At 69.0% G+C, this 15,451-nt stretch carries 13 protein-coding genes; 5 read left to right on the top strand and 8 right to left on the bottom strand.

Annotated features, from left to right (window positions below):
* Positions 1 to 25: 25 nt before the first annotated feature.
* Positions 26 to 1,831 carry an alkaline phosphatase D family protein gene (locus tag ACV22Z_RS04040; protein WP_448075004.1) on the bottom strand — a complete coding sequence of 602 codons (1,806 nt, stop codon included), beginning with the start codon at positions 1,829 to 1,831 and terminating at the stop codon, positions 26 to 28.
* 468 nt (positions 1,832 to 2,299) lie between these two features.
* Here ACV22Z_RS04040 and ACV22Z_RS04035 point away from each other — a divergent pair, with 468 nt between their 5' ends.
* Positions 2,300 to 2,983 (top strand): hypothetical protein, encoded by a 684-nt coding sequence (locus ACV22Z_RS04035; protein WP_448075003.1) that lies wholly within the window; start codon positions 2,300 to 2,302, stop codon positions 2,981 to 2,983.
* 258 nt (positions 2,984 to 3,241) lie between these two features.
* Here ACV22Z_RS04035 and ACV22Z_RS04030 read toward each other — a convergent pair whose 3' ends face one another.
* Positions 3,242 to 4,654, bottom strand: a complete 1,413-nt coding sequence (locus tag ACV22Z_RS04030; RefSeq protein WP_448075002.1) for an aminotransferase-like domain-containing protein — start codon at positions 4,652 to 4,654, stop codon at positions 3,242 to 3,244.
* A 232-nt stretch (positions 4,655 to 4,886) separates the two neighbouring features.
* Between ACV22Z_RS04030 and ACV22Z_RS04025 the strand changes: the two genes are divergently transcribed.
* Both ACV22Z_RS04025 and ACV22Z_RS04020 read left to right on the top strand, forming a co-directional pair.
* Positions 4,887 to 6,116 carry an NAD(P)/FAD-dependent oxidoreductase gene (locus ACV22Z_RS04025; RefSeq protein WP_448075001.1) on the top strand — a complete coding sequence of 410 codons (1,230 nt, stop codon included), beginning with the start codon at positions 4,887 to 4,889 and terminating at the stop codon, positions 6,114 to 6,116.
* Between the two features lie 116 nt (positions 6,117 to 6,232).
* A complete protein-coding gene (locus ACV22Z_RS04020; protein WP_448075000.1) occupies positions 6,233 to 7,384 on the top strand; it encodes a branched-chain amino acid ABC transporter substrate-binding protein in 1,152 nt (383 codons plus the stop codon).
* 115 nt (positions 7,385 to 7,499) lie between these two features.
* Here ACV22Z_RS04020 and ACV22Z_RS04015 read toward each other — a convergent pair whose 3' ends face one another.
* The 5 genes from ACV22Z_RS04015 to osmF all read right to left on the bottom strand — a co-directional run bounded on the left by ACV22Z_RS04015 (position 7,500) and on the right by osmF (position 12,345).
* On the bottom strand, positions 7,500 to 8,165 hold the full coding sequence (locus ACV22Z_RS04015) for a transglycosylase SLT domain-containing protein (protein ID WP_448075165.1): 666 nt from the start codon (positions 8,163 to 8,165) through the stop codon (positions 7,500 to 7,502).
* A 250-nt stretch (positions 8,166 to 8,415) separates the two neighbouring features.
* On the bottom strand, positions 8,416 to 9,228 hold the full coding sequence (locus tag ACV22Z_RS04010) for an ABC transporter permease (protein WP_448074999.1): 813 nt from the start codon (positions 9,226 to 9,228) through the stop codon (positions 8,416 to 8,418).
* Positions 9,225 to 10,250: an ABC transporter ATP-binding protein gene (locus tag ACV22Z_RS04005; protein ID WP_448074998.1), complete on the bottom strand. Its 1,026-nt coding sequence runs from the start codon at positions 10,248 to 10,250 to the stop codon at positions 9,225 to 9,227. The genes ACV22Z_RS04010 and ACV22Z_RS04005 overlap by 4 nt, the downstream gene beginning before the upstream one ends.
* Entirely contained in the window at positions 10,247 to 11,425 is a 1,179-nt protein-coding gene (locus ACV22Z_RS04000; protein WP_448074997.1) for an ABC transporter permease, read from the bottom strand. The genes ACV22Z_RS04005 and ACV22Z_RS04000 overlap by 4 nt, the downstream gene beginning before the upstream one ends.
* A complete protein-coding gene (gene osmF, locus ACV22Z_RS03995) occupies positions 11,422 to 12,345 on the bottom strand; it encodes a glycine betaine ABC transporter substrate-binding protein OsmF (RefSeq protein ID WP_448074996.1) in 924 nt (307 codons plus the stop codon). The genes ACV22Z_RS04000 and osmF overlap by 4 nt, the downstream gene beginning before the upstream one ends.
* 169 nt (positions 12,346 to 12,514) lie before the next feature.
* Here osmF and ACV22Z_RS03990 point away from each other — a divergent pair, with 169 nt between their 5' ends.
* Together ACV22Z_RS03990 and ACV22Z_RS03985 are read left to right on the top strand one after the other, a co-directional pair.
* Positions 12,515 to 13,447, top strand: coding sequence for a 2-hydroxyacid dehydrogenase (locus tag ACV22Z_RS03990; RefSeq protein WP_448074995.1), 933 nt, complete (start codon positions 12,515 to 12,517; stop codon positions 13,445 to 13,447).
* A 282-nt stretch (positions 13,448 to 13,729) separates the two neighbouring features.
* Positions 13,730 to 14,209, top strand: coding sequence for a universal stress protein (locus tag ACV22Z_RS03985; RefSeq protein ID WP_448074994.1), 480 nt, complete (start codon positions 13,730 to 13,732; stop codon positions 14,207 to 14,209).
* A 294-nt stretch (positions 14,210 to 14,503) separates the two neighbouring features.
* On the opposite strand, the gene ACV22Z_RS03980 is transcribed toward ACV22Z_RS03985, so the two are convergent.
* Positions 14,504 to 15,424, bottom strand: a complete 921-nt coding sequence (locus ACV22Z_RS03980) for a pirin family protein (protein ID WP_448074993.1) — start codon at positions 15,422 to 15,424, stop codon at positions 14,504 to 14,506.
* Positions 15,425 to 15,451: the final 27 nt, after the last annotated feature.

Here is a 15,451-nt window from a genome sequence, read left to right as displayed (position 1 = left end):
CGCGAGCGGACGCCATGCGTGGACGCTAAAAGCGCTCGACGTGCACCTCGACCGAGTCCCTGGGCACGGTCAGCCGCGTGCGATCGAGCAGCGCATCTGCGGGCGCGGTGCCGTCCGGGTTCAACGGTTTCACCTTGTTGAACACGACGGAGAAGCGCTCCGGCGTGACGGTGGCTGACGCATAGCCCTGCGCGTCGTGATCGGCATGGCGCAGATCGGGATTGTTCGCCATCAGGAACGCGTCGAGCCTGGCCGGGGTCGCCGCCAGCGATGCGAGCGGCGTCCCTTTCCATGCGGCTTTGACGTAGGAATAGAACGACGTGCTGCTGATGCCGGCACAGACGAAATCGACGATCACGGGCGTACCTGCCGCGGGCTCGGGATCGTCCCGCACGACGCCGCATTGAAACGCATGCAGGTCGCCGCTGATTGCGACGACGTTATGGATCTGCTGCTCCTTCAGGAATGACATCAGCTCGTGCTTGTGTGCCGGATAGCCGTCCCATGAGTCGCAATCGACCACGAGGCGGGCTGCCGGCGTCTTTGGCGCGCCCGGCATCAAGAACCACAGGCGGTTCAGCATCACTTCGTTGCCCCACACCTTCCAGGTCGCGGGCGAGCCCTTCATTGCGGCCTTCCACCATTGGGTCTGTTCCGGGCCCAGCATCGACGGCGCACGGCCAAGCTGCCTGGTATCCCGCGACTCGTAGCGCTGCAGCACGTCCTGCTTGACGAAGTAGCGCGAGCCGGCCGCGTCGTCGCCGTGGACCGGGTCGTGCCCGTGCGCGCGAGCGATAGCCGCCTCGCTCACGACATGGTCGTCGCGATACAGCCGCTCGTCGGTCATCACGAGATGCATCAGCATGCCGAAGCGAAATTCGCGGTAGATCCGAATGTTGGTGTACGACGGGTTGTCCGGCTCGAAGCGCACGTCGCTCCAGTCCACCGGCATGTATTCCGCCCACGCGCGACTGGCGTTGCGGCGGCGCTGGGTCTCCTGCTTTTCCTCGTTCGTATAGACCTGATGATCCTGCCAGCAGTCGTCGGAAAATTCGTGGTCGTCCCATATCGCGATCATCGGCAGGCGCTGGTGCAGCGTCTGCAGGCGCGGGTCGGTACGGTAGGTGCGATACAGCGTCCGATAGTCGTCGAGCGAATCGGCATACCGGCGGCCGTCGGCGAGCGGTTTCCCGTCAGGCAGTTGCGGCGACGGATGCGCCGCCTCGACTGCGCCGGGCTGCTCGCCCCCGACCGTTTCATAGATATAGTCGCCCACGTGCACGACGAAATCGAGATCGCGTTCGGCCGCCAGCAGGCTCATGGCCTGCCAGTGATTGACGCTCCAGTCCTGGCAGGTGAGCCACGCGAAGCGAACCCGGCTGTTGGCCTCGTGCGGATCCGGCGCCGTGCGCGCGACGCCCGCGACACTCACGTCGCCGCCGGCGACAAATCGGTAGTAGTACGTGGTATTGGGTGAGAGCGACGTCACCTTCGCGCGCACGGTGAAGTCGTAGATGGCCCGTGCCCTCAGCGGTACGCTGGCGACGAGCGCCGAGAAATCCGGCCGCGTCGATACTTCGAGTCGCAATGGCACTACGGGCACCGCACGCGCGGCACCTTTGGCGCGGCGCTGCGCGTCCCCGGGCACGCACCGCGTCCAGAACACGACGGAGCGATCACGCGGGTCGCCGCTGGCAACGCCCTGCGGGAACGCATGGCGTCCATTGCGCGCAGAGCCGGCACGCGAGGCCGGCTGCGGAGCGCCAAGCGTGCCGGTGGCGGCCGCGATCGTGAAGAAAGTCGACGACGCGAGGAAAGAGCGGCGATCCATCGATCCTCCTGATCGACATGCCGCGGAGGCCTGGCGAGCATTGCGGCGCGGCAGCACGCGAGCGCTTCTCCCGCTTGGCAGTCATGGCCCACGCGACCAGGCGCGAGTCGGCGAACGTTCGAGTTACGAGGCTACTGCGAAGATCCGCTCCTGAAAAGCCGTGGCAACCCCGTCGACGCTGATGCTTGACGGGATCGACACGGCGGCATGGTTCGTTCGATTTGTCCTGGGGTCGCATCGAAGCGCGTCACCGGCGTGAATGCAACCAAATGTATTCATCCGATCCGATGCGCCGGAGGTCGTTTATGATCGGTTGGTCACGTCGATTGAACGGTATGTGAGCGAAGTATGAGGAATCCCCGTAAGACATTGATGATTGCCGGGGGGCTTCTGGTGGTTGCGACAAGCGCTTCGTACCTGATGCTCCTCAGAGCGGACCACCGTGCGATTGAGCAGGCAACGTCCGGCATGTCCGATTCTGCCCGAGGGCCAGACGCCGATTTGCGATCGAGTCAGGATCACGTTTCGCAAGGCAGCATTGGCCAGTCTGCGCCTCCTGATGCAAGCACGAAGCCCGCGGCTGCGGCGCAGAAGCCGCCTGCCGCGCCGGTGACCGTGGTGGTGGAGCCCGAATCGGGTCAGGCCGCACCGAACGCCAGCGCACCGCCGCAGCCGGCGGTACAGCCGAGCATCAGCGCACAAGCCCAGCCGGCGGCACCGTCGAGTGCCAGTGCGCAACCGAAGCCGACGGCACCGCCGAGCGTCAGCGCACCACCGCAACTGCCGGTTCAGCCGAGCGCGCCGCCGTCCGCCGCCGTCGCGTCGGTCGATGCGCAGCACCCGGCCGCTTCGACGACGAATCACGCGCAACGCGCAACGCGCGGACGCGACACCCTGGAGCGTCACGCAACGGCGAGTCGTGGCACGACGACGCCCGAGACGGCGGAGCTGGTCAGAGAGTCGTCCAGGCTCGATCCTTCATTGCCGCCACCGACGAACCTTCCGGTGCGCTCGAGCACGGATGGACACGGTTCGTCCGCGGGCGCTAACGCGGTCGGCGCTGCGATGACCGCGCGACTCGTCAGGGAGTCGAGCAGTCTCGGTCCTTCGCCGTCGTCGTCGCCACGGGACAATTCGGCCGCGCCGAAGTGATCCCGGCGATGGACCGCATTTGCGCCGGGTATCGCCGCAGATGTTCCGGCTGGCCGGCGCGCCGCGACGGTCGAAACTTCAGCACTCGCAGACGCTCGAGGCCGCTCGCATCCCGCAGCCGTAAACCGCAGCTCGCTAGTTGAGCGCTTGACCGCCGCCGCGAGCGCTTTCATCGCCAGCAGTTGCGGATACGGCCCATTCATGAAGTGAGCGGCACGTCCACTCGCGCGGAACGTGTCCCCAGGACAACCGGCGCGATCAGATCGACCCGAACAGCGCCCGCGGCCGGTCCTTCAGCGTCCCCGCCAGAATCCGCATCCCGTTCACGAGCTCGTCGCGCGTCGCCGCGCAGGCGAGGTTGATCCGCACACCGTGCTCGAGCTCCGCGCGGTCGACCGCGAACGTCGACGACGGCATCACGATCACGCCGCGCGCCTTCGCATTCGCCGCGAAGTCGTCGGCGCGCCACGGCGGCGGCAGCCGCAGCCAGACGAACATGCAGGCGGGATCGGATTTCAGGTGCCCGGCCGGCAGCAGTTCGCGCGCGAGGTCCACGCGCGCGCGGATTTCCGCCAGTTGCGCATTCATGATCCGCTCGGCCGTGCCGTTCTCGATCCACACGGTTGCGATCAGCATCGACATCGGTGCGGGCATCCACGCGGTCGTGCGCACCGCTTCCGCACACAGCGCGACGCTGTCCTTCGGGCAGCACAGATAACCGAGGCGCAGGCCCGGCGCGAGAATCTTCGACGTCGCGCCGATATGGAACGTCAGCTCCGGGCACAGCCCTGCGATCGTCGGCAGCCGGTCGCGCACGAGCGGCCCGTACACATCGTCTTCGATGATCGTCACCTGATGGCGGCGCGCGACGTCGACGAGCGCCATGCGGCGCGCGAGGCTCATCGTCGTCACGGTCGGGTTCTGCAGGTTCGGCACGACGAAGATCGCCTTGACGGGCATCCGCTGGCAGATCCGCTCGATTTCGTCGGGCAACAGGCCGTCGTCGTCGGCCGGCGCGCTGACGATCTCGAACTGGAACACCGGCGCGAGCGCCTTCAGCCCGTAATACGTGAGCCGGTCCGCAACGATCACGCCGTCGGTGCCGATCAGGCTGTTCAGGACAGCATACAAACCATGCTGCGCACCGCTCGTCACGACGATCTGGTCGCGCGACGGCGCGAAGCCGGGGGCGGCCAGCCATTGCGCGCCGGCCGCGCGGGCCCAGTCCGGCCCTTGCGGCGGCTGGTATTCCTGCAGCGTCGCGAAGCGCGGATCGTTCGGCAGCGTCGCGAGCGTCTGCGCAAGGCTCGCGAGGAAGTCGCCGGTGGCCGGCCGGTTGACGGTCAGGTCGATCACGCCGCTGCTCGCCGCGAGCGACGCGCGGGCCGGCTCGATGTTCGGCATCGCGCCGCCGGTGACGAGCGATCCGCGGCGCTTGCTGCCGATCACGAGGCCGCGCAGCTGGAGTTCCTTGTACGCACGGGACACGGTCGACACGTTGATGCCGAGCTCCGTCGCGAGCTGGCGCTGCGGCGGCAGGCGGCTGCCCGGCGGATACGTGCCGTTGCGGATTTCCTCTTCGATCGAGCTCGATACCTCGACGTAGGTCGGGCGCTTTGCCTGCGCCGGCACGCCGGTGTCGCGCGCGTCGGAAAGTTTGTCTGATGCCATTTGTCGCCTGTGACCACACAAAAAGCGTTTGTCTGCCGTTATAGCCTGCCTCGCGATTGTAGCTGACCTGCCCATCACGTCAAACAATCACAGAAAAGTCTGCTAAATCATGGGGATGCGGTCGGGTAAACACCGACGCCACACAATCGCTTTTTTGATTGCACACAAAAAATTCTTGTGTGATTCTTGATTCCATCTTTGTGTGAATGCGGTGCGCCGGAGGGAATGCGTCATGGCGAACGTCGCCATCGTGGGTGCGGGTTTCATCGGGCTCGGCGCGGCCACCTGGCTGCAGCGCGACGGGCACCGCGTGACGCTGTTCGATCCGGCGGGCGTCGGGAACGGCGCATCGTTCGGCAATGCCGCGACGTTCGCGCCGTACGGGTGCGTCCCCGTGAACGGCCCGACCGTGTTCCGCGACATGCCGCATTTCCTGTTCGCGCACGACAGTCCGCTGCGGATCCGCTGGCCGTACCTGCTGCAAGGCGCGCCGTGGCTGGCCCGGTTCCTGGTCGCGTCGACGCCCGGGCGCCACGTGCGCAGCGCGAGTGCGCTCGCCGCGCTGCTGTCGCGCGCCGCGGACGGCTATGCGCCGCTTCTCGGCACGTCGCGGCTCGCGGCGTTCGTGCGGCCGCGCGAATGCCTGTACCTGTACGCACGGCAGGCGTCGTTCGACGCCGCGCAGCCGTCGCTCGCGCTGCGGCGCCGGTTCGGCGTCGCCTTCGAGACGCTCGACGCGGCCGCGATCCGCCGCCTCGAGCCGGCGCTCGCGCCGATCTTCGCGCACGGCGTGCTGTTCAACGGGAGCTGGCATTTTTCCGATCCGCACGGGTTTCTCGACGCGCTGTTCGCGCAGCTGGCCGTCGACGGCGTGACGCTCGAACGTGCGCACGTCGAGCGGATCGAGCCGGCCGGCGACGGCGTGAAGGTGGTGTCCGGCGGCGCGGCGCGGACCTTCGATCAGGTCGTGGTCGCGGCGGGCGCGCGGTCGCGCGCGTTCGCGGCGGCGTGCGGCGACCGCGTGCCGCTCGACACCGAGCGCGGCTACCACGTGCAGTTCGCGGAGCGCGAGCACATTGTCACGCGGCCGGTCGGCTGGGCCGAGCGCGGCTTCTACATGACGCCGCTCGACGAAGGGCTGCGCGCGGCCGGCACGGTCGAACTGGGCGGCTTCGACGCCGGCGAGAACCGCGCGCTCGTCGAGCTGCTCACGCGCTCGGCGCGCGAGGCGCTGCCGCGGCTCGGCGCGCCGACCCGGAGCTGGCTCGGCTTTCGTCCGACGCTGCCGGACGGCGTGCCCGTGCTCGGCCGTTCGCGGCGCAGCGAACGTGTGATCTACGCATTCGGCCATCAGCACCTCGGCGTGACGCTGGCCGGCATCAGCGGAAGGATCGTCGCGGACCTCGTCGCGCAGCGCGCGCCGCCGCTCGACCTGACGCCTTACCGGGCCGCGCGCTTCTGAAGCGTCCCGCCGGGCGCGCCGCGCCCGGCACCGGATACGGCTTCGACGCGTCGCGAATCGAAGCGGACCGAAACAAGAAACACGAGCCGCGACTTCAACCACTGCAAGGAGGCATCATGAATCGTCGTAACTGGCTGATATGGCTGGCGGTCTGCTCGATCGGCACGGCCGTCACGTCCGCGCAGGGTGCGGACGTCCAGACCGTCAAGATCGGCTTCGCCGGCCCGCTGACGGGCCCGGTCGCCCGCGTCGGCAAGGATCTGCAATACGGCGCGCAGCTCGCGCTCGACGAGGAAAACGCGAAGCACCCGACGCTCGGCGGCAAGCCGGTGCAGTACGTGCTCGACGTGCAGGACGACCAGGCCGATCCGCGCGCGGCGATCCAGGTCGCGCAGAAGCTCGTCGACGACGGCGTGGTCGGCGTGATCGGGCATTACAACTCGGGCTGCAGCATCCCGGCGTCCGCCGTGTATCGGCAGGCGAACGTCGTGATGATCACGCCCGGCTCGACCAACCCGCAGCTGACGATGCAGGGCTTCAAGAACGTGTTCCGCACGATGGGGCACGACGGGATCGGCGGCGTCGTCGCGGGCCGCTTCGCGGTCGAGCAGTTGAAGGCGAAGCGGATCGGCATCATCGACGATCGCACCGCGTTCGGCCAGGGGCTCGCGGATGCGTTCGAGAAAGGCGTGAAGGAGGCGCACGGCACCGTCGTCGAGCGCGAATACACGAACGACAAGGCCGTCGATTTCCGCGGCATCCTGACGACGCTGAAGAGCAACAACGTCGACCTGCTGTTCTTCGGCGGGCTCGACGAGCAGGGTGCGATGCTCGTCAAGCAGATGCGGTCGCTCGGTATCCGCGCACAGCTGTTCGGCGCAGGCGCGCTGAAAAGCAATGCATTCCTGAAGATCGCCGGCAGCGCGGGCGAAGGCACGCAGGATCTCGAACCGGGGCCGGCGCTCGACAAGCTGCCGTCGGCGCAGGCGTTCGCACAGCGCTACAAGGCGCGCTTCAACCAGGATGTCGAGCTGTATGCGCCGTTTGCGTACGACGCGGCGCTCGCGATGATCGCGGCGATTCACAAGGCCGATTCGGTCGACCGCGGCAAGATCGTGCAGAGCATGCCGGTGGTGTCGGTCACCGGCGTGACCGGGAAGATCTCGTTCGACGAGCGCGGCGACCTGATCAAGCCGCCGTACACGTTGTTCCGCGTCGAGCAGGGGCAATGGCGCAGCATCCGCACGGTCGGCGGCGCGTCGAACTGACGGGCGCAAGCGCGCTGTTTGCATGAGGCATGCGGGCGCCCGATCCGCCCGATCCGCGTCTTGCGCCGTGACGTATGGCGAGTGATGCAGCGACGCCCGACGCGGCAGGGGTGCGTCAGCGGGCGTCGCGCATGGACGAGGTCTGAACAGCCGATGCCGCGGTTGCCGGCGCACTGACGGGCATCAATCCGGCATTGGCGTCGTCGCGCGGCTCGAGCACGAACCGGAACGACTCGACGCGCTCCATGACTTTCGCGGCATACGCGTGCGAGCCGCCGTAGTTCTTCAGCGCGGCGCCCACGTCGCCGCCCGCGGCCCTCACGTAGCCGGACAGGATCGCGGAACCCGCGTTGACGTTCGCGTTCGGCTCCGTCAGGTCCTTCACGTCCTTCAGCAGCCCGCGGTGCGCACTGGGCACGACCTGCATCAGCCCGGTCGCGCCGTGCGTGCCGCGTGCCTTTTCCTTGAAGCGCGATTCGATCGAGATGATCGCGTAGACGAGTGCCGGCGGCAGCGAGTATTTCGTTGCCGTCACGTTGACGATGTTCGCGAGCTGCGCGGCCTTCTCTTTCGCGATGCCGAATTTCTTCGACAGGTACGCCGTGATGCGGCGGTTCTCTGCGTTAGGCTGATTGAGCGCGTCCGGTGCGGAGGCGGCCGATGCGACAGAGGCGTCGATCGCCACTGCCGCGGACGCTGGTTGCGCAGGCATCTGTTGCGCCGACGCTTGGTTCGCGGTGCAGAGCAAAAGCATGATCAGCCAGGGAAGCCGTCGTCGCATGGTCCAGGGTGGGGAACGGAAGGCGCACAGTATATCGGCCATTCGCGCACGAGCGGTCGAATGCATCCACCGTCGAAAGATATTTGACGGTTGTGTCGCAGGCAACATGTAAGCATGGGAGCGGGCGTGCCGGGCACACGAGGTGCGGAGCGACAGGGGCGCGATGTCGATGCGTCGGCACCGGTCGGCGTCATGATCGATTGCCGATTTCGATTGCCTGACGCCGCATACGGGCCGGCGGGCATGCCGCTCACTGCGTCGTCGCATCCGCCGCCGCGCGCCGGCCTCGGCTCGCGGCCTGTGCGGCGAGGCCGATCGCATCGCTGACCAGCACCGCGAGCAGCCCGACGATGATCCCGCCCTGCAGCACGAACGCGGTGTTCGCGGTCTGCAGCCCGGCGATGATCACGTCGCCGAGCCCGCGCGCGGCGACGGTCGAGCCGATCGTCGCGGTGCCGAGATTGATCACGACCGCGAGCCGGATCCCGTTGACGATCACCGGCAGCGCGAGCGGCAGCTCGACCGACGTCAGCTGCTGCCAGCCGCTCATCCCCATCCCGCGCGCGGCGTCGACGACGTCGCGCGGCACGTCCTCGATGCCCGCGATCGTGCTCTCGAAAATCGGTAGCAGCCCGTACAAAACAAGCGCGATCAGCACCGGCTCGACGCCGAAGCCGACCGCGGGCACCGCGAGCGCGAGCACGGCGACCGGCGGAAACGTCTGGCCGATGTTGACGATGCTGCGCGCGACCGGCAGGAAATCCGCGCCCGCGGGCCGCGTGACCGCGATGCCGGCCGCGACTGCGACGAGCGTGCCGATCAGGCTCGACACGGCGACCGTGCCGAGATGCGCGAGCGTGAGATCGAGCAGGCTCGCGCGATCGTAGATGACGGGCGCGCCGTTGTCCGCGAACGGCGCGAACCAGCCTTGCAGCCAGAGCGGACGGAACAGCAGCACGAGCAGCAGCGCGAGCGCGGCCAGGCGTGCGGCTGCGGACAGCAGCTTCCGTGGCGCGGCCGAAGGCAGTCCCGGCGCGACGGCTGCCGTATCGCGCGTCGTCATCCGGGCCGCCTCGCATGCGCGCGAATCGCGTCGAGCGTGATGCGGCGCGTGATTCGGTCCGTGGTTCGGCTCGTGGCCTGCTCTGTGACGATGCTGTCCTGCGGGCCGGCGCGGCCTGCTGCGGCGCGCGGCGAAGTGTTACCGCCGTCGCCGTCGTCGACCGGCAGCGCATCGACGCCGCGCCACAGCATTTCCGAGATCGCATCGCGCAGCGTGCGCGTTGCGGCGACCGGCGGGCCGTCCGCGGCGCCGGGCTCGGCGACGTCGCCGACCGGCGTCAGCGCGAGCAGGCGCAGCGGCCGGTCGACGCCCGCGACGAGCTGCTCGACGACGCCCGCCGCCGGCTGCCCGAGGATCTCGGCGGGCGGTGCGACCTGCAGCAGCCGGCCGCCGTCCATCACCGCGATCGTGTCGCCGAGCTTCAGCGCTTCCTCGATGTCGTGCGTGACGAGCACGACCGTGATCCCGAGGCGGCGCTGCAGCGCGAGCAGGTCGTCCTGCGCCTTGCCGCGGATGATCGGGTCGAGCGCGCCGAACGGCTCGTCCATCAGCAGCATCGCCGGTTCGGCCGCGAGCGCGCGCGCGACGCCCACGCGCTGCTGCTGGCCGCCCGACAGTTCGTGCGGCAGCTTGTCCGCGAATTCGTCCGGCGCGAGGTTGAAGAGGTCGAGCAATTCGCGCACGCGTGCGTCGATGCGCGCCGCCGGCCAGCCGAGCAGGCGCGGCACCGTCGCGATGTTGCGCGCGACGTTCCAGTGCGGAAACAGCCCGTGGCCCTGGATCACGTAGCCGATCCCGCGGCGCAACTGCTCGGGTGGCACGCTCGCGGTGTCGACGCCGTCGATGCGGACCGTGCCCGCGCTGGGCGCGATCAGCCGGTTGATCATCCGCAGCAGCGTCGACTTGCCGCTGCCCGATGCGCCGACGAGCGCGGTGATCGTGCCGCGCGGCATCGTCAGCGACACGTCGTCGACGGCGATGACGTCGCCGAACCGCTTGCCGAGGCGTTCGATCTCGATCATGCGGTGCGTCCTTTCGCGAGCGTGGTCGCGGCTTCGAACACGACCGCGGCCATCAGTGCGAGCGCGATCGTCGGGATCGCGCCGAGCAGCACGAGGTCGGCGGCCGATTGTCCGATGCCCTGGAAGATGAACGTGCCGAACCCGCCGCCGCCGATCAGCGCGGCCACCGCGGTCAGGCCGATGTTCTGCACGAGCACGATGCGCACGCCGCTCAGGATCACCGGCAGCGCGAGCACGAGGTCGACCCGCAGCAGGCGCTGCGCGGCGGTCATCCCCATCGCGCGCGCCGCTTCCGTCACCTGGGGCGGCACCTGCTGCAGGCCGACGACGACGCTCGACGCGATCGGCAGCAGCGAATACAGGAACAGCGCGAGCGCGGCCGGCGCGACGCCGATCCCGCGCACGCCGAGCGCCGCCGCGAGCGGCACGTGCGCGGCCAGCATCCCGAGCGGCGCCATCATCAGCCCGTACATCGCGATGCTCGGAATCGTCTGCACGACATTGAGAACCGGCATCACGGCCGCCCGCACCGCGGCGGCGCGCGCACACGCAATGCCGAGCGGCACGCCCGCGACCAGCGCCGCCGCGACCGAGCCGCCCGCGAGCGCGACGTGCCGGCCGGCCTCGCGCCAGAAATCGTCGCTGCGCACCGCGTATTCGCGCATCACGGACAGCCCGTCCCACCAGCCGGTCGAAAGCGGCACCGCGACCGCCGCAACCGCGAGCGCCAGCGCGGCGAGGCGCCGCCACGGGCCGAACGCGAGCCGCGCGAGCGCATCGGCGACCAGCACGGCCCACGCGAACAGCAGCAGCCACACGGCGGCGGCGGGCGACACGCGCGCGAGCGCGTCGTCGGCTGCGACCAGGTGCGTGGCCGCCGCGCCGACCGCGTAGCCGAGCGTCGCGAGCAGCGCGCAGCCGGCGGCGAGCCGCGCTGCGGGCCGGCGTGCCGTCATCGTCCACAGCGCGGCGGCGAGCCACAGCGCGGCGAGCGCGCTCGCCTGCACGCCCGGCAGCGCGTGCAGCAGCGGCAGCCCGGCGCCTGCCGCGATCCGGTTCGGGCGCAGCACGACGAATGGCGTGAACAGCACCGCGCCGATCGTCAGCAGGCCGATGAGCACGCCGACCTTGTCGGGCGCCAGTCGTCGCGCGGAGCCCGCCGCGCGTGCGGTCATTTCACGAAGCCCTTTGCTTTCAGGTATTGCGTGGCGACGCCCGCGGCGGGTTCGCCGTTGATCTGGATGCGCGCGTTGAGCGTCTGCAGCGTCTTCAGGTCGAGGCTCGCGAACACCGGCTTCAGGTAGTCGGCGATCTGCGGGTGCGCCTTCAGCACCGCTTCGCGGATCACGGGCGTCGGCGCATAGACGGGCTGCACGTGCTTGTCGTCGTCGAGCACCGCGAGGCCGCTCGCGGCAATTCCGCCGTCGGTGCCGTAGACCATCGCCGCGTTCACGCCGTCGGTCTGGTTCGCGGCGGCCTTGATCGTCGCCGCCGTGTCGCCGCCGGACAGCACGACGAGCTGGTCGGGCTTCAGCTTGAAGCCGTACGTCTTCTCGAACGACGGCAGCGCGGACGCGCTGTTGACGAATTCGGCCGACGCCGCGAGCTTCACCTTGCCGCCGCCCGCGACCCACTTGCCGAAATCGGAGAACGTCTTCAGGTGCTGCGACTGCGCGAGCGGCGCGAGCACCGCGACGCCCCACGTATTGTTCGCGGGCGACGGCGTGAGCCACACGAGGTGGTTCGCCGCGTAGTCGAGCCTTTTCGCCGTGTCGTACGCCTGCGCGGCGTTCTTCCACGCAGGATCGTCGGCCTTGTTGAAGAAGAACGCGGCGTTGCCCGTGTACTCGGGGTAGATGTCGATCTCGCCGCTGACGAGCGCCTTGCGCACGATCGGCGTCGCGCCGAGCGCGATCTTTTCGGTGACGGGAATGCCGTGGGCCTTCAGCACCTGTGCGATGAGGTTGCCGAGCAGGTTGCCCTCGGTGTCGATCTTCGACGACACCACGACGGCGTCGGCGGCGTGCGCGCCGGGCGCCGCGATGGCGGCGGCGAACGCGAGACCCAGCATCCGGGCGGGCAGGGCGAGCTTCATAGGGGCAACCTCGAGGAACAGGGGAGCGTACGCCGAAACTTACTTGACTGAGTCTGCTTTGGCAAACCGCGGGCGACGGCGTGCCCCCGGCGGGTGTGGGGGATAACCCGCATGCCGTTCGCGGTCTTGTTACACTGCGACCCATTCCCGCCACGCGGAATTGCCCACCATGAAGCCCGAACTGCTGGTCCTCATCGCATTGCGCGACGGCGCGCATCGCCAGATCGCCGCGTCGTTCGACGTGCGCTACGCGCCGACTCCCGATGAACGCGAGCGCGCGATCGCCGACCACGGCGGCACGATACGCGCGGTGCTCACCAACGGCAGCACGGGCCTCACCGCTGCCGAAATCGACCGGATGCCGAACCTCGCCTTCGTCAGTGCGCTCGGCGCGGGCTATGAGCAGATCGACGTCGCGCATGCGAAGGCGCGCGGCGTGGTCGTCGCGACCGGCGCGGGCACCAACGACGATTGCGTCGCCGATCATGCGTTCGCGCTGCTGCTCGCGGCGGTGCGCGGCGTGGTGCGGCTCGACGGCCAGACCCGCGCGGGCATCTGGCGCGACGCGGTGCCGATGCCGCCGAACGTGTCCGGCAAGAAGCTCGGCATCGTCGGGCTCGGCAAGATCGGCGAGAAGTTCGCGCGCCGCGCGGCCGGCTTCGATCTCGAGATCGGCTATCACAACCGCACGCCGAAGGACGCCGTGCCGTATCGCTACTTCGACCGGCTCGACGCGCTCGCGCAGTGGGCCGACTTCCTCGTCGTCGCGACGCCGGGCGGCGCGGGCACGCGGCACCTGATCGATCGCGCGGTGCTCGATGCGCTCGGCCCGCACGGTTTTCTCGTCAACGTGTCGCGCGGCAGCGTCGTCGATACGGCCGCGCTCGCCGATGCGCTGCGCGCAGGCCGCCTCGCGGGCGCGGGGCTCGACGTGTACGAAGGCGAACCGCAGCCGCCGCAGGCGCTGGTCGAACTCGACACTGTCGTGCTGACGCCGCACATGGCCGGCTGGTCGCCCGAAGCGTTCGACCGCTCGGTGCAGCAGTTCCTCGACAACGCGGCGCGGCATTTCGCGGGGCGGGCGGTGCTGACACCGGTTTGAGTGCGCGCGCGGGGCGGGCGGTGATGACGCCGGTTTGAGTGCGCGCGGGGCCGGCGATGTTGACATCCGTCTGAACGCGACCGTGCGCGGGGGGGTGCGGCGGAGCATTCGCGTGCCCGTCCCGCGCCCGTCCAACGGTACGCCGACGCATGCGGCAGTTCGCCACGCGGCCCCCCTCCCCACGCTTGACCGGCATCAACGTTTATCCCGTGCAACCGCCGATGATGGTGCTGAAGCCGCGCGCAACCAGAATGCGCGGCAATCTACCCAGCGGAGGTTTGCATGTACAAGAAGATCATGGTGGCCGTGGACGGCAGCACGTCGTCGAAGCAGGCGCTCGATGAAGCGGTGAAGATGGCCAAGGCCAGCGGCGCCAGCATCGTCGCGGTTTATGTCGTCGACCAGTCGGTGTTGTTCACGTATGCGGGACGCGTCGATCCGCATACGCTGCTCGAGGAGATCCGCCGCGACGGCGCGGACGTGCTGCGCGACGTCGAGCAAACCCTCGCTGGCGCGGCAGTGAACGGCAAAACGGAACTCGTCGGCACGGACAGCATCGGCGAGGACATCGCGGAACGCCTGCAGCGCTATGTCGACGAGCATGCAATCGACCTCGCCGTGGTCGGCACGCACGGGCGGCGCGGCATCCGGCGTATGGTGATCGGCAGCGTCGCGGAGCGCTTCGTGCGCGGATCGAACTGCCCGGTCCTGCTCGTGCGCAGCGACGACGTGCCTGCTGCTGCGGCAGCAGAAGCAGCCTAGCCACGCAGCCCCTTCGGGGGCGCGCGACGTCGACACGTATCGGTTCGACGTGCGACGCGCGCGTTCCCGGCGCCGGGCCGCTGACGGGCGGCCCGGTGCCCGCCATCTTCCAGCCATCTCCCGCCGACACGGCTCGGCGCCACCCATCCCAGCTCCCCGCGAGCGCACAAACAATGCTCACCCCGCGTCAACTGGTGCGATTCACACGCGTTCCGCGATAATTCAGCGTCCCGCCCGAGCGGCAGGCCGTCGCTTCACGCGAACCCGGCCCGCACGATCGCGCGGCGCGCCCGCTTACTTCCACGCCGGCGGCAGAGCGGGCGCCTCCATGCGCGGGGACGATGCGCCTTTCACGTCGTCGAACACACGGTGCGTGTTCCATGCGTCGACCGCGGCGACCATTTCCGCCGGGTTTCTCGCGACGAAGTTCCACCAGATCAGCAATTCTTCGTCGAACGGCTCGCCGCCCAGCACAATGAACCGGGCGGCGGCGTCCGTCTTCAGTTCGAGCCGATCGCGTCCGGTGCCGAGATAGAGCAGGACGTCCGGTTCGAGCGCCGCGCCGTCGACGGATACGTCGCCCGTCAGCGCGAAGACCGCGTATTCGAACGCCGGATCGAGCGGCATCTCGACACGGGCAGCGCCGTCGGACGCGAAATCCAGCCCGACCATCGGCGAATACACCTGCGCGGGCGACGTGCGATCGAACGCGGTGCCGGCCAGCACGGTGATCGTGAATCCGTCTTCGCGAAGAACGGGCAGGTTCCGGTAGTTTTCGAACGCGGGCGCGCGATCGCGATGCGCGTCCGGAAGCGCGATCCACAGCTGCACCGCATGAAAACGCCCGCCGGGCGGCAAGGTGTCCTCGGTATGCGCGATGCCGCGCCCGGCCGTCATCAGGTTGACTTCGCCGGGCCGGATCACCTGCTCGTAGCCGAGGCTGTCGCGATGCAGCACCGATCCTTCGATCATCCACGTGAACGTCTGCAGGCCGATGTGCGGGTGCGGGCCCACGTGCATGCCGACGTCGCCGGAGAGTGCGACGGGGCCGGCGTGGTCCAGGAAGCACCATGCGCCGACTGTTTTCCGGTGCCGGTTGGGCAGCGCGCGATGGATCGGCAGCGCACCGACTTCCGCGGCGCGCGCCGGGTATCGTTCGACGGCCAGCGGGCCGGGTTCGGATGATGCCGACGGGGCGTCGACGTGCGTGTCCATGTCGTGAACTTCCTGTGATCGTGGCGT

The organism is Burkholderia sp. PU8-34 (assembly GCF_053427725.1).
This window is presented reverse-complemented; position numbering and strand designations above follow the sequence as displayed.